We start from the raw sequence: 21,711 nt of genomic DNA, 5'->3' as shown, positions 1-21,711 counted from the left end.
AGCCCAATTTGACCATGCCTCGAATGTTCCCTGCAAGCCGATCGGCCGCTCCGAAGTGCGGGCGCGCGCCCGACCGGCTGCCGGAGACCGGTCGGACCGCGGTTCGCCCCGGAGGGCCGGGACGAGCCGGCCGTCCGGGGCGAACCGTTCCGGGAGTTCCGCGGGGGACCGTCCGCTACGAGCGGCGGGCCAGGACGGCGCCTCCCGCCAGCAGCGGGACCGCGAGGATCGCGCACAGCCACGGATAGCCGAGGTACTGGACGATCGGGCCGCCCGCCAACCCGGAGGCGATCGCGGCCAGCCCCATGGACAGGTCGGCGAAGCCCTGTGTGGAGGGCCGCTGGTCGACCTCGACGGCCTCGGTGATCATCGCGGAGGACGCCAGGGTCATGGCCGACCAGCCGAGCCCCAGCAGGAAGAGGCCGGCGGTCAACTGCACGTTCCCGTCGCCGGGGGCAGTGGCCGCGACGACGCAGGCGACCGCCTGGAGCGCCACCCCGAGCAGGATGACCCTCTTGGTCCCCCACCGGTCGGAGAGTCGCCCGAAGACCGGCGCGAACGCGTACATCCCCACGATGTGCGAGGAGATGACGAAGCCGATGACCGCCAGTGCCGAGTCGAGGTCCGGGCTGCCGTGCTTGATGTGGACGGAGGTCATGGACATGACGCCGACCATGGTCATGTGACCGGTCGCCGCCGCCAGGAGGGCCGTGCGGACGCGGGGGTTCCGTTTGGCGATGCGGTAGCCGTCGGCGATGGACTTGCGGGGCGCGTCCTCCGTGCCGCCCAGCTTGCGGGCCAGCAGGAACGGGTCGGGCCGCAGGAACGCCATGCCGAGGCCGCCAGCCAGGAAGGACGCGGCGGCCGTGACCACGAGCGGACCGGTGTAGGCGGGGCTGCCGAAGGTGTCGGACCACCAGGTGTTGACCGGGCCGGCCAGGAACGGCCCGAGGGCGCTGCCGATCGTCACCGACCAGACGACGATCGACAGGTGCGTGGCGCGCTTGTCCGGCGGCGCCAGGTCGGCCCCGGCGAAGCGTCCTTGCAGGTTGCCGCAGGAGGCGCCCCCGATGAGGAAGCAGCCGGCGGCCGCCAGCCACGGGTTGGAGAGTTCGAGCGCGCCGACGGTGAGCAGCGCGCCCGCTCCGGCGACGCCGTAGGCGAAGCCGAGGCCTCCCCGGCGTCCGTAGCGTTCGGTCATGGAGACGGTCGGGATCACGATGATGGCCGCCCCGGCGACGAAGAGGCTCTGGGCGAAGCCCGCGAGCGCCGTCGATCCGGTGAGGTCTTCGAGCATGATGGCGGCGACGGCCAGCGTGATGGCCGAGGCGGTGCCGCCGACGCCCTGGAGCGATACCAGGGTGGTGAGCGTTCGGGTCTGAAGGCGTGCGACTGGGACTGTCCGAGTGGTCACCGGCTTCCTTTCTGCCTGGGGTGGCGGGGTGGCGGGGCCGGGGACCGGCCGGGACGGGCGGCGGTCGGCGGCCGGGGCGGTGTGCCGGGGCGCGGATTCCCGGGTCCGGTCCGGGACGGCCCCTCAAGAATGGAACGGCCGTACCGGTCCCGTCCAGGACGGCGGTAATCCTGTTGACTGCGTCCCACCGGATTCCTATAGGATGTTGGCGCTAACGTCCCCCGTTGGAAAGGCGATTCCCGTGTCCGACAGCTATCCCCAGAGCCGGTCCACCGTCCCCCACCGGAAGAGGGAGCGGATGAGCCGCGACAAAGACCTGGTGCGCCGGGTGTTCGACGAGTCCTGGACGGTCGACGTGGCCTTCACCGGCGGGAACGGAGAGCCGCGCGTGCTGCCGATGTTCCACGTGCGGGTCGGCGACCGTCTCTACCTGCACTGGTCGAGCGGGTCGCGACTCGGCTTGACGAGCGAGGACGGGATTCGCGTCTCGGTCTCGGCCACCCTCCTGGACGGCCTGGTCCTCGCCAAGTCCTGGACGAACCACTCGATGAACTACCGGTGCGCCATCGCGCACGGCACGGCGCGGCCGGTGTTGGACGACGACGAGGCCTGGGACGCCATGAAGGCGCTGGTCGACCGGGTCGAGCCCGGGAGGTCCGACCGGACGCGCGGGCCGAGCGCCAAGGAGTGGGCCGAGGTGCGGATCTTCCGCCTGGACTTGGAGGAGGTCGCCGTCAAGCGGCGCGTCGGCGGGGTCGGCGACGAGTCGGCCGACGCGGATGTCGAGGTCGAGACCGGGATAATGCCGGTCGAGACCGTCGTCTCGCCGCTGGAGTGACGGGCCGGCGAGCGGGGTCCTGCGAGCCGGGTCCACCGTCGCGGACGTCGATGGCGGACCGCCCCTATCCGGCGCCGGTTCCTCCGTTCGGGCCCGCTCCGTTCCCCGGCTCGCCGCCCGCCTCGGCTCCCGCTCTCCCGGTGGGACCGCCTGTCGGGGGCCGGCCGGCCGCGGCTCCGTCCCCGACCGTCTTGTCCTCCTGTTTCTCGATGCGGCGCACCGCGATCAGTCCGCCGACGCCGACGGCGGCGACCATTCCGGCGAAGAGGACGATATACGGCCAGGTCGCGTCCTTGTCCGGTTCGGCCTGCACGACGAAGTCGCTGTCGTCGGTCCCCCAGGCGATGCCGTAGCGGACCATGGTCAGGAAGTCCCGGTCGCTCCAGCTGTCGAAGGTCCGTCCCCCCGCCGTCCCGAAAGTGCGGCTGCCGTTGGCTATCACCGAGACCGGCAGGCTCTCGCCCTCGTGGACGACCGTGTGGACGGCCGTGGTGCCCTCCAGATTGTCGAACACGGTCGAGAAGGGACCGTGGAGGTCCAGTTCGTCGTCCTCCGGCCACAGCGACAGGGCCCCGGTCGAGGTGGCGGAGTACTCCACGGACTGCGTGCTCTGCGCGCCGTTCCCGTCGGAGGGCTGGAACCAGTCGCCCATGCCCGCCGCGACGACCGTGACCGTCCCTCCCTCGGCGGCGAAGTTGCGCAGGCTCTGGAGCCGGTCGTCGGAGATACCGGTGTTGTCGAAGTACACGACGGCGTCGAAACGGTGCGGCTCGTCCCATCCGCCGGTCAGGTCGAAGCCCCACCGGCGCGACTCCATCGCGAACCGTTCGTAGGCGTTCTGCGGCACCGTTCCCCCCTCGTCCACGGTGGAGAGACGGTCGCCGCCGTCGGTGAACAGCACCCTGGGCGGCTCGTTCGCCGCCCGGGCCGGTGTCGGCACCAGGAGCGCGAGCGCGATAGCGAGGACCGTGAGGATGCGCGGCATGTCTGTCAGGTTATCGCAAGGCCGGGCCCGGAGTCGGCGCTCCTCCCGGCACTCGCCGAGGGGTTCGGGGTTCCGGGCCCGGGGCGCGGGTCATTTGTAGAGGGCCTTGGACAGCCTCTTCTGGGCCAGCCACGTGCCGGCGATCCCTAGGACCAGCAGGTAGGCGATGTTCACCAGGATCATGGGGGTGACCATGGCCAGGCTGATGGAGCGGATCAGCTCGATGCCGTGGTAGAGGGGCATGAGGTAGACCAGCGGCCGCAGCAGGTCGGGGTAGGTCTCGACGGGGATGAAGGTGCCTCCGAAGAGGAACATCGTGTAGACGATGGCCATCATCCAGTCGAAGTCGGTCCAGTTGGTGAACAGCGTCGCCAGGGTCAGCCCGATCCCGGCGAAGGCGAGTCCGACGAAGAGGCAGGCCGGGACGGCGAGGACGGCCCAGAAGTCGGTGAGCAGGCCGAAGGCGCCCATGGCGATGACGAACATGACGACGTAGATGCCTCCGCGGATCAGCGCCCAGGAGACCTCTCCGACGGCGATGTCCCAGGGCCTCAGGGGCGTGTTGAGGATGCCGTCGTAGAGCTTCGCCCATTTGACCTTGGCGAAGACGTTGATGGACGTCTCCATGAGGACGCCCATCATGGCGGCGTTGGCGAGGATGGCCGGGGCGACGTAGGCGGTGTACTCGACCTCGCGCCCGTTGGGGAGTTCGAAGGTTCCCACGAGGGTGCCGACGCCGAAGCCGAAGGCGAAGAGGAACAGCAGGGCCTCGACGCCCCCGGAGAAGACGAGCACCCAGTTGCGGCGGTTGGCCACGGCGTTGCGGTACAGCATGGCCGAGGGGCGCTGCCACCGGCCACGCGCGGCCCGATAGGTCAGGATGGTCATGGTCTCCCCTAGAACTCGAGTCGCTTGTGCACGATGTGGCGGGCGCAGAACCAGCCGCCGACTCCCAGCGCGGCGAGGTAGAGCGCGTGGAGGGCGGGCGGCAGGGCCGCCTCGGTTCCGGTCGCGGCCAGGCGGGTCAGTTCCACGCCGTGCCACAGGGGCGAGATCCAGGCCAGCGGCTGGACGAACGGCGGCATCTGCGTGATCGGGAAGAACACCCCGGAGAACAGCGTGACGGGCATGATGGCGAAGCGGAAGATGACATTGAGGATGTACTCGCCCTCCACCGCCGAGCACCAGGTGAAGACCCACGGCGCCACGGCGAAGGACACGAGAACGCCCACCGGGACCGCGGCCGGGGCCCACCACGAGGTGAAGACGTCGAAGAACAGCAGCGGGACGAAGACGACGGCGCAGGCGAACGACGCGCGGAAGAGCACTCCGTAGGCGAGGTGGCCGTTGAGGATGTCGATCGGCCGCAGCGGGCTGGCCCGCTGGGAGAGGTACTGGCTGCCCCATTCGCGGTAGCCGCCGAAGACCGGGTAGATGAAGTCGTTGGCGGCGAGGTTCACGGGGACCATCGCGATGATCCCCGGCGCGATGAAGGCCGCGTACTCGACGCCGCCGAGGCTCGCCGGGTCGACGAACTGGCCGACGCCGAGCCCGATGCCGACCATGTAGAGGATCGGCATGAGGAAGACGGAGAACACCGAGCCGTGCCAGGAGCGACGGTAGGTGACCATGTGCATGGAGAAGGCGCGGTAGGCGCCGGCCGCGTAGCCCATGGGGTGGTCGGCGATGGTCTGGACTGCCACGGTCACGCCTCCCTTCCGGTCGCGGCGGGTTCACCGCGGTGGGCGTCCTGGGCCGGTCGGTTTCCGTCGCAGCGGACTTTCCCGGTCCGGCGGTTCCCGTCGCGATGGACCTCCCGGGATCGGTGGCTTCTCTCGCGGCGGGCTTCCCCGGTCGGGCGGTCTCTGTCGCGGGCCATGCTCACACCTCGTCCGCGCCGAGTTGGCGGCCGGTGAGGCGCAGGAACACGTCCTCCAACGTCGCCCGCCGGTCGTAGATCGAGGTCGGCTCCGCGTCCCTTTCGGCCAGGCCGGTGAACGTGGCGGCGGAGTCGTCGGTGTAGACGAGGATCCTGTCGGGCAGGGGCTCGATCTGCCTGCCGATGCCCTCCAGCCGCCGGGCGATCGCGACCAGCTCCGCGGTGTGCTTGGCGCCGAAGCGCAGCTCCACGACCTCCTTGGTCACGTACGTCTCGATCAGCGAGCGCGGCGAGCCCTCGGCGATGATCCGCCCCCGGTCCATGACGACGAGCCGGTCGCACAGCTGCTCGGCCTCGTCCATGTAGTGGGTGGTCAGGAGGATGGACACGCCCTTCTGCTTGAGCTGGAAGAGCCGCTCCCACACCAGGTGCCGGGCCTGCGGGTCGAGCCCGGTCGTGGGTTCGTCGAGGATGACCAGGTCGGGGTCGTTGATGAGGCCGCGCGCGATGCACAGGCGCCGCCGCATGCCGCCGGAGAGGAAGTCGACCTTGTCGTCGCGCCGGCCGGTGAGCTGGACGAAGGAGAGCAGCTCGTCGGCCTTCTTCCGCGCCCGGGACCCCTTGATGCCGAAGTAGCGCGCGTAGACGACGAGGTTCTCGTAGACGGTGAGCATGTTGTCGAGGTTGTTGTCCTGCGGGATGACGCCCAGGCGGGATCGGATCGAGACGCCGTCGGTGCGGGTGTCGCGCCCGAACACCCGGAGGTTCCCGTCGGTGGGGACGGAGACGGTCCCGATCATGCGCATGGTGGTCGACTTGCCCGCGCCGTTGGCGCCGAGGAAGCCGAAGGCCTCGCCGCGGCGGATGTCGAAGTCGATGCCGTCGACGGCGGTGAAGTCGCCGTACGTCTTGGTCAGGCCGCGGGCCTCGATGAGGACGGGGTGTCCGGCGGCCCGCTCTCGCGCCGTCGGGGTGGTTCGGTCAGCCATGGACTCAGGTTAGTCGACGCCTCTGACGGCGGTCACTCTGATTTCCCGCCGCGTCCAGGGTCGGCGACGCGGAGTCAGGCTTTGTGGGGCGCGTCCGCGCCGCACCCCTCCCGCCGGCTCACTCGCTGCCGCGCGCCCTCAGGGCCTTGAGCTGCTTCTCCTCGGCGACGAGCTCGCCGAACAGGCGCATGTAGTCCTCCTGGTCGGTGGAGGGGTTGATCCGCTGCAGGCGGGACTTGAGCTCCTCGACGCGGCGGGCGACGACCGGCCGCTGGATCTGGGAGAGCAGCATCTGGATGTAGTGCCCGTCCGCGGTCCCTGCGATGAAGAGGGGTTCGACGGCCAGCTCGTTGACCAGGGCCCCCGCGGCCAGCTCGTCGCAGTTGTCGACCACGGAGCTGATCCAGTTGACGGTGACCCCTTCGGCGCGCGAGGCCCCGCCCGCCCTGCCGATGGCGGCGCGGACTGCCTGGTACTGCGGGTCGGTGTAGGCGGTCTCGTCGACCGCGTCGAAGTACGGTCCGGCCAGGGCCGGCTCCTGGAGGGCGACCTTCAGCGCCTCTCGCTGGGCTCGGGCGGCCGGGTCCGAGGAGCGGCGCTCGCGGCGGGCCTGCTGCGGGGCGGTGTTGTTCTGGGCGCGGCCCTTGGCCCGCTGGACGTCGCCCTTCAACTCGCTCTCGTCGACGCCCAGCTGGGTGGCCATCTTCTTGATGTAGCGGCCTTGGTAGCCGGAGTCCTTGAGGGTGGCCAGGATCGGGACGACGGTGCGCTGCGCGAGGGTCTGGCCCTCGACGCTGTCGAGGTCGAAGCCGGAGACCTCGCGTTCGAGCACGAACTCGGCGAGCGCGCGGCGGGTGGCGATCAGGTCGCGGACCGCGGCGTCGCCCTCGTGCTGGCGCAGTTCGCACGGGTCCTTCCCCTCGGGGGTGATGGCGACGTAGGTGTTGGCCATGAACTCCTGGTCGCCGTCGAAGGCCTTGCGGGCGGCCCGCAGTCCGGCCTCGTCTCCGTCGAAGGTGAAGATGATCTCGCCCTTGAAGGAGTCGGTGTCGAAGAGGAACCGCCGCAGCAGCCGGGTGTGGTCGCTGCCGAAGGCCGTGCCGCAGGTGGCCACGGCCGTGGTGACGCCGGCGAGGTGGGCGGCCATGACGTCGGTGTAGCCCTCCACGATGACGACTTGGCTGTCGAGGGCGATGTTCTTGCGCGCCAGGTCGATGCCGTAGAGGACCTGGGACTTCTTGTAGAGCGGCGTCTCCGGGGTGTTGAGGTACTTGGGGCCCCGGTCCTCGTCGTCGCCCTTGAGCTTGCGGGCGCCGAACCCGATGGCGGATCCGGAGGTGTCGCGGATGGGCCAGATGAGGCGGCCGCGGAAGCGGTCGATGAGGCTGCCGGAGCGGGCGGCCTTGGCGAGTCCGGCGGTGACGAGGTCCTCGTCGGTGAAGCCCTTGGAGCGCAGGTGCTTGGTGAGGGCGTCCCAGCTGTCGGGGGCGTAGCCGCAGCCGAAGTGCTCGGCGGCGTCCTTGCCGAAGCCGCGCCCGGTGAGGAAGTCGCGTGCGATCTGGGCCTCCGGGGAGGCCAGGCGGCGCTGGTAGAACTCCTCGGCCGCGGCGTTGGCGTCGAGGAGGCGCTGGCGCTGGCCGGGTTTCTGGCGGGGGCCGCTGGCGCGGCGGCCGGCGTCGTCCTCGTAGGTGAGTTGGAGACCAGCCTTGGAGGCGAGCCTCTCGACGGCCTCGGCGAAGGTGAGGCCGTCGGCCTCCATGAGGAAGGTGATGGCGTCGCCGCCGACGCCGCAGCCGAAGCAGTGGTAGACGCCGCGAGCGGGGGTGACGTTGAAGCTCGGAGAGCGCTCGTCGTGGAACGGGCAGAGGCCGACCATGTTGCCGCCGCCGGCGTTGCGCAGGGTGACGCGTTCGGAGACGACCTCCGCGATATCGACGCGTTCCCTGACGCGCTGGATATCGGTCTGGCGTATGCGTCCTGCCACCGGTTCCCCTCTCTCGTTCCCTGGGTTTCCATTGTGCCTCACGCGGCCGACGGCCGCCGATGCGCACCGCCGCGGAGACCTTTCCCGCACACCGGCGGAGTGACCGCCCGACTCCGGTCCGGGTCACTTCCGCGCGGCGGGGGAAGGGCCGGTCGCGCCTCCCTGTCCGGCAGGCGATTTCGCAGGGCAGCTACGGCGCGCGGGCGGCGCGCGAGGCTTTCGCGCGGAACCGTTTTCACGATAGGGTGGAAGGTGACACACCTTTTGGTGCCCGCCGCTATATGTCTAACCTTCGAGTCAGCTAGGCTATGCCATCATGCCGGACGTCCCGAATAATTCGCAGCCGCCCGCCTGGCCGCCCGCCGGCGGTGAGACGGTGTCGAAACCGACGAATCCTCCCAAGATCAAGGCGAAGGGAGTGGGCCGCGTGGACGCCGAGTCGGACGAGTCGGCCCCCGTCCCCACGACCGAGGACCCCTACTGGGGCGAACCTCCGGAATCCTCCGCCGATGTCCGCTTCTCCGCGCCGGCTCCCCCCTCGCCGGCGAATGATCTCGCTCCCAACTACGGCGACGCGCCTGCGGAGGCGGCTTATAATGGGCCGTCGGACCACCTGCCCGCGCAGGAGCCGGCCCGCCCCGCGGAGACCGCTCCGTCCCGGCAGGTCGAGCCCTGGCCCGCGCCTCCCGGCGCGGCCCCCGACCCGGCCGACGACGCCGGCCAGCTTGGACGAATGGATATGCACGCTCAGATTCCTCAGCAGCCCCAGTACGACCGCGCCGAACCCGCCGCCGGAGCCTCGGGCGCCTTCCCGCAGGGGTCGGCCTTCGAACCGGTCTCGGAGCCGGGCGCCGCTCCGCAGGGCTCCGCCTTCGAACCGGCGGTTCCGCAGGGGCCGTCCGCGGGATCGGCCTTCGAGCCGGCTCCGCAGGCGCCTCCGGCCGGTTCGGCCTTCGAACCCGCCGCGCCGCAGGCTCCGGCCCCGCAGGGCTCCGCGTTCGAGCCCGCTCCCCGGGCCGGATCGGCCTTCGAGCCGCCCGCCGGCTCCCAGCCCGGCAACAGCGCCTTCGGCGCGCCGTCCGACCCCCAGGGCGGCTCTCGCGCCTCGCTGGGCCAGTGGACCTCGGCCTCCCGGTCGAACGCCCCCGAGACCGACTCGGCTCCCGCGCCCCAGGCCGGCCGCCCGGAGGCCCCGGCTCCCGAGGGCTTCGGCGCCCCCTACTCCGGGGACGCCGCGCCGCAGGCCGGACGTCAGGACTTCTCGGAGTCCGACCGCAAGTCCGACGAGAACTTCTTCGCCGATCTGCGTCCCGGGAACTCCGGTTCGCGTCCGGCCGCCCCGCCGCAGGACGGGTTCGAGTCCCAGCCCCAGGGAGGGTTCGGCTCGCAGCCCCAGGGCGGATACGGCTCGCAGCCCCCGGGAGGCTTCGACTCCCAGCCGCAGGGCGGGGCGGGCTCCCGGCCGCAGACCGGCCGGCCCCCGGCTCCGCAGCCGCAGACCGGCGAGCACGACACGGGCGACCGCCCGGGCGGCGACGAGACGCTGATCATCCGACTGCCCCAGTTCCTCCGCAAGAAGAAGAGCGACGGGTCGGACAAGCCCGCCGTCCCGGAGACCCACGACAAGGTCCGCCACGTCATCTACGCGATCGGCGGGCTGATCGTCCTCGCCATGCTCGGAGGCATCCTCTTCATGCTCGGCTGACCGGCCGGCGACGGCGCTCCCGACGAGGAGCCGCCGCATTCCCGGGCGGCCGCGCCGCCCGGAACGAACGGGCGTTAGCCCGCAACCCGACGACGGGCCGCGGCGGGACGACCATCCCGACGCGCCCGACCCGGCTGAGCCGCCGCTCACACACGCCGCGGCTTGGCCGGACTCGCTCTACTCGGAGATGATGGACCAGTGACTTCTGCTATGACCCCCCTGCGCCTCGGCGACCGCACGCTGCCCGTGCCCGTCGTCCTGGCCCCCATGGCCGGCATCACCAACCTGCCGTTCCGCAAACTGTGCCGCGAACAGGGCTCGGGGATCTTCGTGTGCGAGATGATCACGACAGAGGCGCTGGTCCAGCGCAACCCCAAGACCATGCGGCTGATCGAGTTCGACCGCGACGAGCGGCCGCGCTCGCTCCAGCTCTACGGAGTGGACCCCGAGATCATGCGGCGGGCCGTCGCGATGATCGTCGAGGAGGACCTCGCCGACCACATCGACCTGAACTTCGGCTGCCCCGTCCCCAAGGTCACCCGGCGCGGCGGCGGTTCCGCCCTGCCGTGGCGGCGGCGCCTGTTCGGGAGCATCGTCTCGGCCGCCGTCGCCGAGGCCTCGCCCGCCGGAATCCCCGTCACCGTCAAGATGCGCAAGGGCATCGACGACGACCATCTGACCTACGCCGACGCGGGCAGGGCCGCCGAGGACGCGGGCGCCGCCTGGGTCGCCCTGCACGGCCGCACCGCCGCCGAGCGCTACAGCGGGAAGGCCGACTGGGAGGCCATCGGGAAGCTCAAGGAGGCCGTCTCGATCCCCGTGCTCGGCAACGGCGACATCTGGGAGGCCGAGGACGCCGTCCGCATGGTCGAGCAGACCGGCTGCGACGGCGTCGTCGTCGGGCGCGGCTGCCTGGGCCGCCCGTGGCTGTTCGCCGACCTGGAGGCCGCCTTCAGCGGCAAGCCCGAGCGGAACCTCCCCACCCTGGGCGAGGTCGCCGCTCTCATGTCCCGCCACGCGCGCCTGCTGGTCGAGTGGCTGCAGAATGCCGAGTCCTACGAGGCGAGGCGCAACGTCTCCTCCGAACAGCACGGCTGCACCGAGTTCCGCAAGCACGTCTCCTGGTACCTCAAGGGATTCCCCGTGGGCGGAGAGATGCGCCGGTCGCTGTCCATGGTCTCGTCACTGTCCGAAATGGACGACCTGCTCGGTGGCCTGGAGGCCGACGTGCCCTTCCCGCGCGAGGCCCTCGGGCAGCCGCGCGGACGTGTCAACAGTCCGGGGAAGGTCGTTCTGCCCGACGGGTGGCTCGACGACAGGGATGACCTGGCGGTCCCCTTCGGGGCCGGCATGGACCACTCCGGAGGTTGACCGAGTCCGCTCCCACCGGCTACGATGACCGGTTTCACCCTGCCGGGAACGCCCCATCGTCCCACATGGCGGGAAATCCCGACTCGAACCTTCCAGTGGCGAAGTACTGTTACCCTCAGGTTAGATGTGAGACTTCTCGCACAGCCGAAACTTTTCGGCGCAACCGCGCGTTCAACCTCATGTCACGCCCTACAATGGCGCGGCCCGCCGTTGCGCTCCATATCCAGACGACCCGCGCCCCGCACAGCCGACGGGGACCCGGGCCCGAGCGCTCCGACCGTGCACCGCACGGGACCACGCACGACCACAGGGCGACGAACACAGCCGAACACCAGGGTCACCATCCGAGAAGGAGTGCAGAAAGCCATGGCCCCTACCGAACTGACCGAAGAGGATTCCTCTCCGGTCCCCGAAAGCTCCTCGCCGTCCCCCGTCGACGGCTCCGACACCGACTTCGGCGGGCTCCCTGAGAGCCCCGCATCGCCGGCGGCCCTGTGGGCCTCGACCAGCAAAGTCGCGTACTCGTGCGAACACAGCGAAACGGCCGCGGGATCGGCCTGGGTGGACTCCGATACCACCATTCGCAATGACTGAGCGAGGCACCGCTCACTGTGGAACGTGATAGGGGGAGGGGCCCGGTGGAATTCCACCGGGCCCCTCCCCTTTCGGCGTCCTCGCCGGAGCCGCCCTGACCGCAACGGCCCTGAACACAATGGGCCTGTCCGCTGCGGGCCTTGGCCACAGCGGCCCCATCCACAACGGCGCTGAACACAACGGGCCCGTACACGACTGCCCTCCCGGAACCGTCCGCCTCCGCCGCCGTCATCCACAGTGCACCCCGGCGCGCACCGGAACGCCGGACGAAAAAGGGGAGGTCGGACGGGAGTCCCCGTCCGCCCTCCCCGGAAACGCCGCCGGCGGTCGCCCGCCGACGCGCTCCCCGGTTGCTACAGGCGCTCGGCCAGGTAACGCTCGACCTGGTCCAGCGAGACGCGCTCCTGCTTCATGCTGTCGCGCTCGCGGATGGTCACGGCCTGGTCGTCAAGGGTGTCGAAGTCGACCGTCACGCAGAACGGCGTTCCGACCTCGTCGGCCCGGCGGTAGCGGCGGCCGATCGCGCCGGCGTCGTCGAACTCGACGTTCCAGCGCTTGCGCAGCTGCGCGGCCAGGTCCTTCGCCTTCGGCGAGAGCTTCTCGTTGCGGCTCAGCGGCAGCACGGCCACCTTGACCGGGGCCAGACGCGGGTCGAAGCGCATCACCGTGCGCTTGTCCACGCCGCCCTTGGCGTTCGGCGCCTCGTCGACGTCGTAGGCCTCCAGCAGGAAGGCCAGCACGGTGCGGGTCAGGCCGGCCGCGGGCTCGATGACGTAGGGGGTCCAGCGCTCGCCCTTGGCCTGGTCGAAGTACGACAGGTCCTGGCCGGAGTGCTTGGCGTGCACCGAGAGGTCGAAGTCGGTGCGGTTGGCGACGCCCTCGAGCTCGTCGAAGTCCTTGCCGCCGAAGCCGAAGCGGTACTCGATGTCCACCGTCCGCTTGGAGTAGTGGCTGAGCTTCTCCTTCGGGTGGTCGTGGCGGCGCAGGTTGGCCTCCGACAGGCCCAGGTCCAGGTACCAGTTCCAGCGGTTCTCCAGCCAGTACTCGTGCCACTCCTCGTCCGTGCCCGGCTCGACGAAGAACTCCATCTCCATCTGCTCGAACTCGCGGGTGCGGAAGATGAAGTTGCCGGGGGTGATCTCGTTGCGGAACGACTTGCCGGTCTGGGCGATGCCGAACGGCGGCTTCTTGCGCGCGGCGGTCATCACGTTGCCGAAGTTCACGAAGATGCCCTGCGCGGTCTCGGGGCGCAGGTAGTGCTCGGAGCCGGACTCCTCGACGGCGCCGAGCTGGGTGCGCATGAGGCCGTTGAAGAGGCGGGGCTCGGTGAAGGACTGGCGCGCGCCGCAGTTGGGGCAGGCGATGTCGGCCAGGCCGTTCTCCGGCTCGCGGTTGTGCTTGGCCTCGTAGTTCTCCAGGAGGTGGTCGGCGCGGAAGCGCTTGTGGCACGACTGGCACTCGGTCAGCGGGTCGGTGAACTCCTCCACGTGGCCGCTGGCCTCCCAGACCTGCGGGTTGAGAATGATCGCCGAGTCCAGGCCGACGACGTCGTCGCGCTGGCGGACCATGTGGGACCACCACTCGCGGCGGATGTTCTCCTTCAGTTCCACACCGAGCGGACCGTAATCCCAGGCGGACCGGGTACCTCCGTAGATCTCGGAGGACGGGAAGACGAAGCCGCGCCGCTTGGCGAGGCTGATGATTGCGTCATTGCGGTCTTGAGCCATGAGATTCTCCTTGTTCTCTTCCGGCTGGCGGTCGGTGAGATCGATCGGTCGCCCTCCGCGCGGATCGCGGCGAGCCATTACATCTTGACATGAGCGCATGGCACCGCCCCACCGAGTTTCCTCGAGCTGAATCGGGAGGGTGGGCGACTGCGCCGGTATGCAAGCTTACCCCGCTTCCTGCGCGGACAGCAGCCGACACCCGTGGATGTGGACGCGTTCGACAGCACCGCAGGGGCCGTCGGCGCCGTTCACCCCGAGAGGAGGGCCGTCAGCGCCTCGGGGCGGTCGCACTGGATGAGGTGCCCGGCCCCCGCGACCAGTCGCGCGTCCGTCCCCACGGCCGCGGCCAAGCGGTGGGCGCGGTCGGCGGGGATCCACGTGTCCTCGGTGCCCCAGACGACCCTGACCGGCGCTCGGACCTCTCCGTAGAGCGGCTCGACCTCGTCGGTGTAGCGTTCGTCGGCCTCGGCGATCTGGCGGTAGAAGGCGTTCTGCCCCTCCTCCCCCAGCCAGGGCTCGGTCAACAGGGACTCCCACTCCGGCGTCAGGCCGCGGTGCGAGGCGGTGGCGATGTAGGAGCGGAGCGCGCCCTCGTGGACCGTGGGCGGCAGCCGCCGGAAGACCTCCGCGTTCTCCTTGACGAGCCGGAAGAACTCCGAGCCCCAGGGGCGCAGCGCCACGACGTCGACGAGGCTCAGGGCGGAGTAGTCGCGGCCGTGCAGCAAGTGCGCGCGGAGCGAGACGGCGCCGCCGTAGTCGTGGGCGACGATCTCGGGCGACTCCAGGCCCCAGTGGTCGAGCAGGTCGGCGAAGAGGCGGGCCTGCACGTCGAGGGAGACGGCGTGGCCGTCGTCCTTGGAGGACTGGCCGTAGCCGGGCATGTCCCATAGGTAGACGGTCCTGCCGGGCGCGAGCGCCTCGGCGATCGGGCGCCAGAGGACCGACGACCAGGGGGTGCCGTGGCAGAACACGAGGGCCGGGCCGGTTCCGAAGGACGTCCAGCGGACCCGGCGGCCCTCCCAGGCGAAGGTCTCGCTCAAGGGGTTGGCCTCCACCAGCCCCGCTGCCGTCACGCGTCGCTCCATCCGCAGACGGTGACGTCGAGGGACTGCTCTCCCTCTCCGGGCACGGCCTCGACCCTGATCTCGAGCGTCTCGCCCGCGTCGGAGGCGACGGTCACGTAGACTCTGCTGCCGTCGATGTTCGAGCGCATGCCCTCGGCCTCCCAGTCCTCGCCCTCCCAGGCGTCCCATTCGTCCCGGTAGTCAGCGACGGGCCGCTCCCTCTTGGACTCGCACAGGCGGTCGTGGGCGGCGTTGTAGTCGCCGGAGGACGCCTCTTCGGCGAAGCCGACGGCGGTGTCCCGGAGGCGCTGCTCGAGGGCCTCGTTGAGGCGCACGGCGGCGGTGATGAACGCCACGACTATCAGGAGGACGGCGAGGACGCCGCCCACTATGGGCAGGACGATCTTGAGTGTCGTCCGCGTCGCGTTGGTCTCGGTGGGCGGGGCGGCGAAGGGCACCCGGATGCCCTTGATCGGCCCGGGTTCCGAGGCGGCGGGAGCGGCGGCCTCGGGAGTGGTCGGCTCGGCAGCGGAGGCGTCGGCCGGGCCCTGCGGGGACTGCGGGGGATTCGTCTCGGTCACGGGCGGTCGCTCCTACCGGAGACCTCCGGCGAGTGGTCCGAGGCGCGCCCGGACTCCGATCCGCCCTCGATCACCATGAGGTCCTCGAAGCCGACGGGCTCGGGAAGCGCCGAGGCCAGGAACGGCGTGCACATCTTGACGTCATAGCTGGAGAGGCTGCGGCGGTAGTCGCCCACCGTCTCCCACTCCGTCCACATGAGCCACACGCCGGGGTCGTCGACGGCGCGGCCGTAGCCGCCGCGGACGTAGCCCGCGCAGGCGGCGAAGGCGCGCAGGGCCGGTGCGGCGCCCTCGTGGAACGCCTCGGCGTCCTCTGTCTTGAAGCGATTGACTGCCAGCATCGCGCTCCAGTCTAGATGATCCGGTCTAGCTCTCGGTCACTGCGGCACTGCACTTGGCGCACAGGCCATGCAGCTCGACGGTGTGCCCCACGTCGGTGAATCCGTGCTCGGAGGCGACCTTGGCCGCCCAGCGCTCCACGGTCGGCCCCTCGACCTCGACGGTCGAGCCGCACGACCGGCACACCAGGTGGTGGTGGTGCTCGCTGGCGTCGCAGTGGCGGTAGAGGTAGTCGCCGCCCGGCAGGCGCATGACGTCGACGACCTCGGCGTCGGCGAGGGCCTGCAGGGTGCGGTAGACGGTGGTCAGCCCGATCTTGGAGCCGCGCTCCTTGAGGATCGCGTGCAGGTCCTGGGCGGAGCGGAACGAGTCGTCCTCGTTGAGCAGCTCCATGACCGCCGTGCGCTGCTTGGTGGAGCGCGTCATGGTGGCGGCGGGCTTTCCGAGGTCGGCCGGCTTGTCTTCCATCAGTGGTGCCCTTCCTGTGCGTGGTGGACCGCGTCGGTCACGATGTGCGCGATGTGGTCGTCCACCAGGCTATAGGAGATCTCCCGGCCGGTCCGGACGCCGCGCACCACCCCGGCGGAGCGGAGGATGCGCAGGTGCTGGCTGACGAGCGGCTGGCTGACCGAGAGGAGGTCCACCAGCTCGTGGACGTGGCGGGGCTCCTTCGCCAGCTCCACGACGATGGCTATTCGCAGTGGGGCGGATATGGACCGCAGCAGCTCCGCGGCCGCCTCGTAGCCGGCGCCCGTCTCGTGTTCTTCCAAAGGATCGCCCTGGGTGGCGGTTTCGTCAGTCGGCACTGCTCAAAGATATCGCGTCGGCCTTCGCCGGACCACCGCGGCGGTTCTTCGACACGAGCCTCGCCAGGGCGGCGGCGACGGTGACGAGGACGAACAGCGCGATGCCGAGGAGCACGATCGTGGCGCCCGCGGGCACGAAGAGCAGCGCGGAGACCACGACGCCGCCTCCGCCGACGAGGGCGCCGGCGATCATGGCGAGGACGAAGGTGCTCTTGAAGGACCGTCCGATCTGGGCGGCGGTGACGACGGGGATCACCAGGAGGGCGGACACGAGGAGGAGTCCGACCACGCGCATGGAGACGGACACGACGACGGCGGCGGTGCACAGCAGGAGCATGTTGAGCGCCATGACGGGGACGCCCGAGGCGCGCGCGTAGGTCTCGTCGATGCTGATGGAGGACAGCCAGGGCAGCAGGAGCACCATGAGGACCACCACGGCGGCTCCGCCGACGCCGATGGCCACGGCGTCCTCGCGGGTGGTGGTCATGAGCGACCCGAAGAGGTAGGAGTGCAGGTTGGCCACGCCCTTGTCGCTGGCGAGGGAGGTGAGGAAGACGCCGCCGGCGATGCCGCCGTAGAACATCAGGGCCAGGGCCACGTCGCCGCTGGCCTTGGAGTAGGTGCGCAGCAGTTCGGTGATGACGGCCGCCGAGACGGTGGCGATGAGCGTGGTCCACAGCGGCTGGGTGGAGGTCAGCAGGCCGACCGCAACCCCGGTGATGGCGACGTGCCCGAGGCCGTCGCCGAGGAGCGCGAGGCGGCGCTGGACGATGAAGGTGCCGACCGTGGGCGCGCAGAGCCCGACCACGACGGCGCAGATGAGCCCGTAGCGGATGAACTCGTAGTCGAGCATGGTGGTGATGGTCATCGGTCGCGGCCTTTCTCGAACAGCTGCCCGGGGACGTCGTGGGCGGTGGCGGCCGGCGCCTCCGCCTCGCCGCCGGGGTGGAGGCAGGCGGGCTCGTCGTCGTGGCCGTGCAGCCCGATGGTGGGGCCGTCGTAGGCCTTCTCTCCCCCGTGGAGGTGGACGGTGCGGGTCAGGTAACCGTTGAGCGGCCCGGTCTCGTGGGTGACGAGCAGGAGGGTGCAGCCGTGGTCGAGGCGGTCGGCGACGACGCGGGCCAGGAGTTCCTGGGTTCCCGCGTCGACGCCGACGGTCGGCTCGTCCATGATGAGCAGTTCGGGCTCTCCGGCCAGTGCTCGGGCGATGTAGGCGCGCTGCTGCTGCCCACCGGAGAGGTCGCTCATGGGCCGGTCGGCGAGCTCGGCGAGGTCGACGGAGGCGATCGCGTCGCGCACGGCCCGCCGGTCGGCCGCGCGGGGCGGGAGGCCGGGCAGGCGGCGGTTGAGCCGTCCGGCCGCGACGGTCTCCTTCACGGTGACGGGTATGTTGCCGTGGAGGGTGGAGCGCTGGGGCACGTAGCCGACGCGCGAGTGGGATTTGAAGCGGCGCCGGTCGGTTCCGAACAGCCGGATGGCGCCCGACTGCGCCGCCGTCAGGCCGAGGACGGCCTTGATGAGGGTGGACTTTCCGGACCCGTTGGAGCCGGTGAGGGCGACGGACTCGCCCTGCCGGACGGTCAGGTCGAGGCCGTCGAGGACCGGATGGCGGTCGTAGGCGACGGTGAGGCCGTCGACGTCCAGGACGGGCGGTGTCTTGTCGGGCATGTGCTCTCTGCTTCTTCCCTGCTCCGTGCGGTCGGCTGGTGAGGCTGCGCCTCTAGTTGAGGGCCTTCTCCAGGGCCGCGAGGTTGGCCTCCATGACGCTGAAGTAGTCGTCTCCCGCGTCGAGGTCCTCGGCGGTGAGGGACTCGAGGGGGTTGAGGGTGGCGGTCTCTGCGCCCGACTCGCGGGCGACTGTCTCGGCGACGGCGGGGCTGGCGACGGTCTCGAAGAAGACGGTCGTGACGCCCTCTTCCTTGATGTAGTCGGAGATCTCGGCCATGCGCGCCGGGGCGGGCTCCTGGTCGGGGCTCAGTCCGGCGATGGCGATCTGGTCGAGGTCGTAGCGGTCGGCCAGGTAGCCGAAGGCCGCGTGGGAGGTGACGATGTCGTCGCGCTCGGAGCCTTCGACGGACTCGGTGAACTTCGCGTCGAGCTCGGCGAGGTCGTCGCCGAAGGCCTCGGCGTTGGCGCGGTAGTCGTCGGCGTTGTCCGCGTCGATCTCGGCGAGGCGGTCGGCGATGGCGTCGCCGAGTTTCGCGTAGCGGGTCGGGTCGAGCCAGAGGTGCGGGTCGACCGAGCCGTGATCGTGGTCGTGGCCTTCCTCGGCCTCGTGTCCCTCCTCTTCGCCGTGGTCGTCGTGGCCCTCCTCGCCCTCGTGGCCGTGGTCGTCGTGGCCCTCTTCTCCCCCGTGGTCGTCGTGGGAGTCGATCTCGCCGTCGAAGGTGAGGAGGTCCTGGCCCTCGGCGGCGTCGAGGGCGTTGTCGGAGGCGTACTCCTCCACGGCCTTGTCGAGCGAGGGGATGAAGTCGTCGAGGTGCACGACCAGGTCGGCGTCGACGACCTCGGCCATCTGGTCGGGTTTGAGCTCCAGTTCGTGGGCCTCTTCCCCGGGCGGGGTGAGGTCGGTGACGGCGACGTGGTCGCCGCCCACCTGTTCGGCGGCGAAGGCCAGCGGGTAGAAGCCGGCGACGACGGACAGCTTGCCGTCGTCGGCGCCGGAGCCCTCGTTGCCGCAGGCGGCGAGGCTTCCGGCGGCCAGGGCGAGGGCCGGGACGGTGAGGAAGAGATTCTTGCGCATGTCCCCAGGGTGGCCGAAATCGGAAATCATTGTCAACAACTTATGCTTCCGAACTATTGGCGAATCCCCAGGTCGTCCTGGAGTCCTGTACGAAGCCCGCCGCCGTGTCGGTAATGGATTTCACTAGCGATTCAGGCCTTGCCGTAGCGGCGCTCCCGCGTCACGAACTCCTCCACGGCGCGCCACAGGTGGCGGCGGTCGAAGTCCGGCCAGAGCACGTCCTGGAAGACGAACTCGGCGTAGGCCGCCTGCCAGACCAGGTAGTTCGAGGTGCGCTGCTCGCCCGAGGAGCGCAGGAGGAGGTCCACGTCCGGCAGGTCGGGGTTGTAGAGGTAGCGCTGGAAGGTGCGCTCGGTGATCCGGTCGGGGTTGACCTTCCCGTCGCGCGCGTCCCTGGCCAGGGCCGCCGCCGCGTCGGCTATCTCGGCGCGCCCGCCGTAGTTGACGCAGAACTGCAGGGTGAGCTTGTCGTTGCGCTTGCTCATCTCCTCGGCCACCTGGAGCTCGTCGATGACGCTCTTCCACAGCTTCGGGCGCCGCCCGGCCCAGCGGATGCGCACCCCCATGGCGTTGAGCTCGTCGCGGCGGCGGTGGATGACGTCGCGGTTGAAGCCCATCAGCCAGCGGACCTCGTCGGGGCTGCGGCGCCAGTTCTCCGTGGAGAAGGCGTAGGCCGACAGGGTGGTGACCCCCATCTCGATGGCGCCCTCGATGACGTCGAACAGGGAGGACTCCCCCGCCGCGTGCCCCTCGGTGCGCTTGAGGCCGCGCTGCTTCGCCCAGCGGCCGTTGCCGTCCATCACCAGGGCCACGTGCCGGGGGATCTTGTTGGCCGGCAGTTCGGGGGGCCGGGCTCCGGAAGGGTGGGGTTTCGGCGGTTCGTAGGTGCGCGCCACAGGTCCGTCCTTGTCGGTTCGATGGTTCGGGTCGGCCGGGACGCCGCCCCGGCAACCAGATCATGGTAGTCGACGGTTCTCCGCCGTCCTCGACAGCGGGCCGCGCGGTGGCCTCCGGCGCGGTTCCGGGCTAATCGACTTCGACGGTGACGGTGTGCCACCCCGTTGCGCCGTCGGGGATCACGCCGCGTTCTTCTCCCGTCTGCACCTCCCCGTCGGTGTCGGTGGCCCTGACCGTCAGCGTGTGCGACCCCGGTTCGGCGTTCCAGGCCCACTTCCAGAGGCGCCAGGTGTCGCCGGACGGGGTCTCGGCCAGCTCGGCGGTGTTCCATTCTCCGCCGTCGACCCGCACTTCGACCTTCGCTATGCCGCGCCGCTGCGCCCAGGCCACTCCCGCGACGGCGACCGTCCCGGACTTCGCGGTCCGGCGCGGGGTGTCGATGCGCGAGGAGGTCTTGACCGGCGCGGGCAGGCCCCAGTCCCTCTCGATCCAGTAGGCGTCGAACTTCGCGAACGTGGTCAGTTCGATCTCGGTGAGCCACTTGGTCGCCGATACGTAGCCGTACAGGCCCGGGACCACAATGCGCACCGGCCAGCCGTGCTCCAACGGGAGCGGTTCGCCGTTCATCCCCACCGCCAGCATGGCGTCGCGGCCGTCCATGACGGCCTCGGTCGGGGTTCCGGCCGTCCAGCCGTCCTTCGATCGCGAGACCATCTGGTCGGCGCCGGGCCGCACGCCGGCCTCGTCGAGGATCTCCGACAGGGGGACGCCGAGCCAGCGGGCGTTGCCGACCAGGTCGCCGCCCACCTCGTTGGAGACGCAGCACAGGGTGATGTCCCGTTCGATGAGTTTGCGGGACAGGAGGTCCTCGAAGTCCAAGGTCAGTTCCCGGTCGACCATGCCGCGGACGGTCAGAGTCCAGTCGGAGGCCTCGATGACCGGTACCCGTATGGCCGTGTCGATCCGGTAGAAGTCGTCGTTCGGCGTCCTATAGGAAGAGAGGCCGGGGACGTCGCCGAAGTCCGTTCCCTCCACGGCCGGGGCCGGATCGGACGGTGCGGGTAGGTCGAGTTCCTCCCTGGCCGCGTCGACCTGTCTCTTGCCTGCCTCGCCCCGTGCCCACAGCGCGCCGCCCGCCGAGGCGAGCCCCACGGCGATGGCGGCGAACAGGAAGGTGCGTCGGTCGTCGCCGAGGCGTTTCGCTTCCGCGTCCTTCACCGCCGACCGGATCAGGAAGGCCAGGAAGAGAACGGTGGCGGCTCCTCCGGCCAGTGAGGGGACGGCGTAGAGCGCGGTGGCGCCGGACTGCGACAGGGCGGCCGCCGCCGCGATCGCCGTGAAGGCCGCGACCACGGTCGCCCCCTGCCAGGGACGGCGGCGCCAGGCCAGGCCGGCGAGAGTTCCCGCCGCCAAGAGCACCACGACGATCGCTACTTGCAGGATCGTCTTGTTCGCCGTTCCGAAGGCGTCTATGGCCCAGCGGGTGAGGCCGCCGGGGCTCAGGCGCACGACGGCGTCCGCCGTCGCCGTGAGCGGCGCGCCCTCGGGGACGGCGAGCGCGGCCAGCTCGCTCACGGCGAATCCGGCCAGGGCGGCCGCGGTTCCGGCGACGGCGTTCACGACGGGTGACGGGCGACGGTCTTCCATACAGTGCAGTGTCCCAGATCGAGACGGACGACGCCGTCAGGTCGCCGCGCGCGCATCGGCCGCCTGCCGCGTTTTCGGCGCTTCCTCCGGATCCCTCTGTTCCGGCGGGCGATTCCGCTGTTTCAAGGGCACCGGATCCCCGTGTTCT

The 21,711-nt window shown here is 70.5% G+C and carries 21 protein-coding genes; 4 read left to right on the top strand and 17 right to left on the bottom strand.

Going from position 1 to position 21,711, the window contains the following annotated elements; genetic code table 11:
- Positions 1-175: 175 nt before the first annotated feature.
- Complete coding sequence (locus tag ACFTE1_RS04125; protein ID WP_380617347.1) at positions 176-1,414, bottom strand: MFS transporter; 1,239 nt, start codon at positions 1,412-1,414, stop codon at positions 176-178.
- Between the two features lie 241 nt (positions 1,415-1,655).
- Between ACFTE1_RS04125 and ACFTE1_RS04120 the strand changes: the two genes are divergently transcribed.
- The gene (locus ACFTE1_RS04120) at positions 1,656-2,252 is read left to right on the top strand and encodes a pyridoxamine 5'-phosphate oxidase family protein (RefSeq protein WP_380617348.1); all 597 of its coding nucleotides are present in this window, start codon (positions 1,656-1,658) and stop codon (positions 2,250-2,252) included.
- Between the two features lie 64 nt (positions 2,253-2,316).
- Here the strand turns inward: ACFTE1_RS04120 and ACFTE1_RS04115 are convergent, their stop codons facing one another.
- The 5 genes from ACFTE1_RS04115 to dnaG all read right to left on the bottom strand — a co-directional run bounded on the left by ACFTE1_RS04115 (position 2,317) and on the right by dnaG (position 8,089).
- On the bottom strand, positions 2,317-3,237 hold the full coding sequence (locus ACFTE1_RS04115; RefSeq protein WP_380617349.1) for a hypothetical protein: 921 nt from the start codon (positions 3,235-3,237) through the stop codon (positions 2,317-2,319).
- Positions 3,238-3,327: 90 nt separating this feature from the next.
- Positions 3,328-4,125: an ABC transporter permease gene (locus ACFTE1_RS04110; protein WP_380617350.1), complete on the bottom strand. Its 798-nt coding sequence runs from the start codon at positions 4,123-4,125 to the stop codon at positions 3,328-3,330.
- A gap of 8 nt (positions 4,126-4,133) precedes the next feature.
- The gene (locus ACFTE1_RS04105; RefSeq protein ID WP_380617351.1) at positions 4,134-4,940 is read right to left on the bottom strand and encodes an ABC transporter permease; all 807 of its coding nucleotides are present in this window, start codon (positions 4,938-4,940) and stop codon (positions 4,134-4,136) included.
- 178 nt (positions 4,941-5,118) lie between these two features.
- Entirely contained in the window at positions 5,119-6,105 is a 987-nt protein-coding gene (locus ACFTE1_RS04100; protein WP_380617352.1) for an ABC transporter ATP-binding protein, read from the bottom strand.
- Positions 6,106-6,223: 118 nt separating this feature from the next.
- Positions 6,224-8,089: a DNA primase gene (dnaG, locus tag ACFTE1_RS04095; RefSeq protein ID WP_380617353.1), complete on the bottom strand. Its 1,866-nt coding sequence runs from the start codon at positions 8,087-8,089 to the stop codon at positions 6,224-6,226.
- Positions 8,090-8,405: 316 nt separating this feature from the next.
- Here dnaG and ACFTE1_RS04090 point away from each other — a divergent pair, with 316 nt between their 5' ends.
- From ACFTE1_RS04090 to ACFTE1_RS04080, 3 genes are all read left to right on the top strand, one after another.
- Entirely contained in the window at positions 8,406-9,794 is a 1,389-nt protein-coding gene (locus tag ACFTE1_RS04090) for a hypothetical protein (RefSeq protein ID WP_380617354.1), read from the top strand.
- 210 nt (positions 9,795-10,004) lie between these two features.
- Entirely contained in the window at positions 10,005-11,165 is a 1,161-nt protein-coding gene (gene dusB, locus ACFTE1_RS04085; protein ID WP_380617557.1) for a tRNA dihydrouridine synthase DusB, read from the top strand.
- A gap of 366 nt (positions 11,166-11,531) precedes the next feature.
- Positions 11,532-11,759 carry a hypothetical protein gene (locus tag ACFTE1_RS04080; protein ID WP_380617355.1) on the top strand — a complete coding sequence of 76 codons (228 nt, stop codon included), beginning with the start codon at positions 11,532-11,534 and terminating at the stop codon, positions 11,757-11,759.
- Between the two features lie 353 nt (positions 11,760-12,112).
- On the opposite strand, the gene ACFTE1_RS04075 is transcribed toward ACFTE1_RS04080, so the two are convergent.
- The 11 genes from ACFTE1_RS04075 to ACFTE1_RS04025 all read right to left on the bottom strand — a co-directional run bounded on the left by ACFTE1_RS04075 (position 12,113) and on the right by ACFTE1_RS04025 (position 21,563).
- Positions 12,113-13,486 (bottom strand): glycine--tRNA ligase, encoded by a 1,374-nt coding sequence (locus ACFTE1_RS04075; RefSeq protein ID WP_380617356.1) that lies wholly within the window; start codon positions 13,484-13,486, stop codon positions 12,113-12,115.
- 248 nt (positions 13,487-13,734) lie between these two features.
- A complete protein-coding gene (locus ACFTE1_RS04070; RefSeq protein ID WP_380617357.1) occupies positions 13,735-14,571 on the bottom strand; it encodes an alpha/beta fold hydrolase in 837 nt (278 codons plus the stop codon).
- Positions 14,556-15,131: a hypothetical protein gene (locus ACFTE1_RS04065; RefSeq protein WP_380617358.1), complete on the bottom strand. Its 576-nt coding sequence runs from the start codon at positions 15,129-15,131 to the stop codon at positions 14,556-14,558. Before ACFTE1_RS04065 ends, ACFTE1_RS04070 begins: the two co-directional genes overlap by 16 nt.
- Positions 15,128-15,472 carry an antibiotic biosynthesis monooxygenase gene (locus ACFTE1_RS04060; RefSeq protein WP_380617359.1) on the bottom strand — a complete coding sequence of 115 codons (345 nt, stop codon included), beginning with the start codon at positions 15,470-15,472 and terminating at the stop codon, positions 15,128-15,130. Before ACFTE1_RS04060 ends, ACFTE1_RS04065 begins: the two co-directional genes overlap by 4 nt.
- A gap of 25 nt (positions 15,473-15,497) precedes the next feature.
- Positions 15,498-15,938, bottom strand: coding sequence for a Fur family transcriptional regulator (locus ACFTE1_RS04055; protein ID WP_380617360.1), 441 nt, complete (start codon positions 15,936-15,938; stop codon positions 15,498-15,500).
- Positions 15,938-16,240 (bottom strand): ArsR/SmtB family transcription factor, encoded by a 303-nt coding sequence (locus ACFTE1_RS04050; RefSeq protein ID WP_380617558.1) that lies wholly within the window; start codon positions 16,238-16,240, stop codon positions 15,938-15,940. Before ACFTE1_RS04050 ends, ACFTE1_RS04055 begins: the two co-directional genes overlap by 1 nt.
- Positions 16,241-16,265: 25 nt before the next feature.
- The gene (locus ACFTE1_RS04045) at positions 16,266-17,144 is read right to left on the bottom strand and encodes a metal ABC transporter permease (RefSeq protein WP_380617361.1); all 879 of its coding nucleotides are present in this window, start codon (positions 17,142-17,144) and stop codon (positions 16,266-16,268) included.
- Positions 17,141-17,944 carry a metal ABC transporter ATP-binding protein gene (locus ACFTE1_RS04040; protein ID WP_380617362.1) on the bottom strand — a complete coding sequence of 268 codons (804 nt, stop codon included), beginning with the start codon at positions 17,942-17,944 and terminating at the stop codon, positions 17,141-17,143. The genes ACFTE1_RS04045 and ACFTE1_RS04040 overlap by 4 nt, the downstream gene beginning before the upstream one ends.
- Before the next feature lie 52 nt (positions 17,945-17,996).
- Positions 17,997-19,019 (bottom strand): metal ABC transporter solute-binding protein, Zn/Mn family, encoded by a 1,023-nt coding sequence (locus tag ACFTE1_RS04035; RefSeq protein ID WP_380617363.1) that lies wholly within the window; start codon positions 19,017-19,019, stop codon positions 17,997-17,999.
- Positions 19,020-19,150: 131 nt separating this feature from the next.
- On the bottom strand, positions 19,151-19,915 hold the full coding sequence (locus ACFTE1_RS04030; RefSeq protein WP_380617364.1) for an isoprenyl transferase: 765 nt from the start codon (positions 19,913-19,915) through the stop codon (positions 19,151-19,153).
- Positions 19,916-20,045: 130 nt separating this feature from the next.
- A complete protein-coding gene (locus tag ACFTE1_RS04025; protein ID WP_380617365.1) occupies positions 20,046-21,563 on the bottom strand; it encodes a molybdopterin-dependent oxidoreductase in 1,518 nt (505 codons plus the stop codon).
- Positions 21,564-21,711: the final 148 nt, after the last annotated feature.

This window comes from Salininema proteolyticum, from assembly GCF_042685645.1.
GTDB classification, from domain to species: Bacteria; Actinomycetota; Actinomycetes; order Mycobacteriales; family Micromonosporaceae; genus Salininema; species Salininema proteolyticum.
Note: the sequence above shows the minus strand (reverse complement) of the source record. Positions and strands in the feature narration are given on the sequence as shown.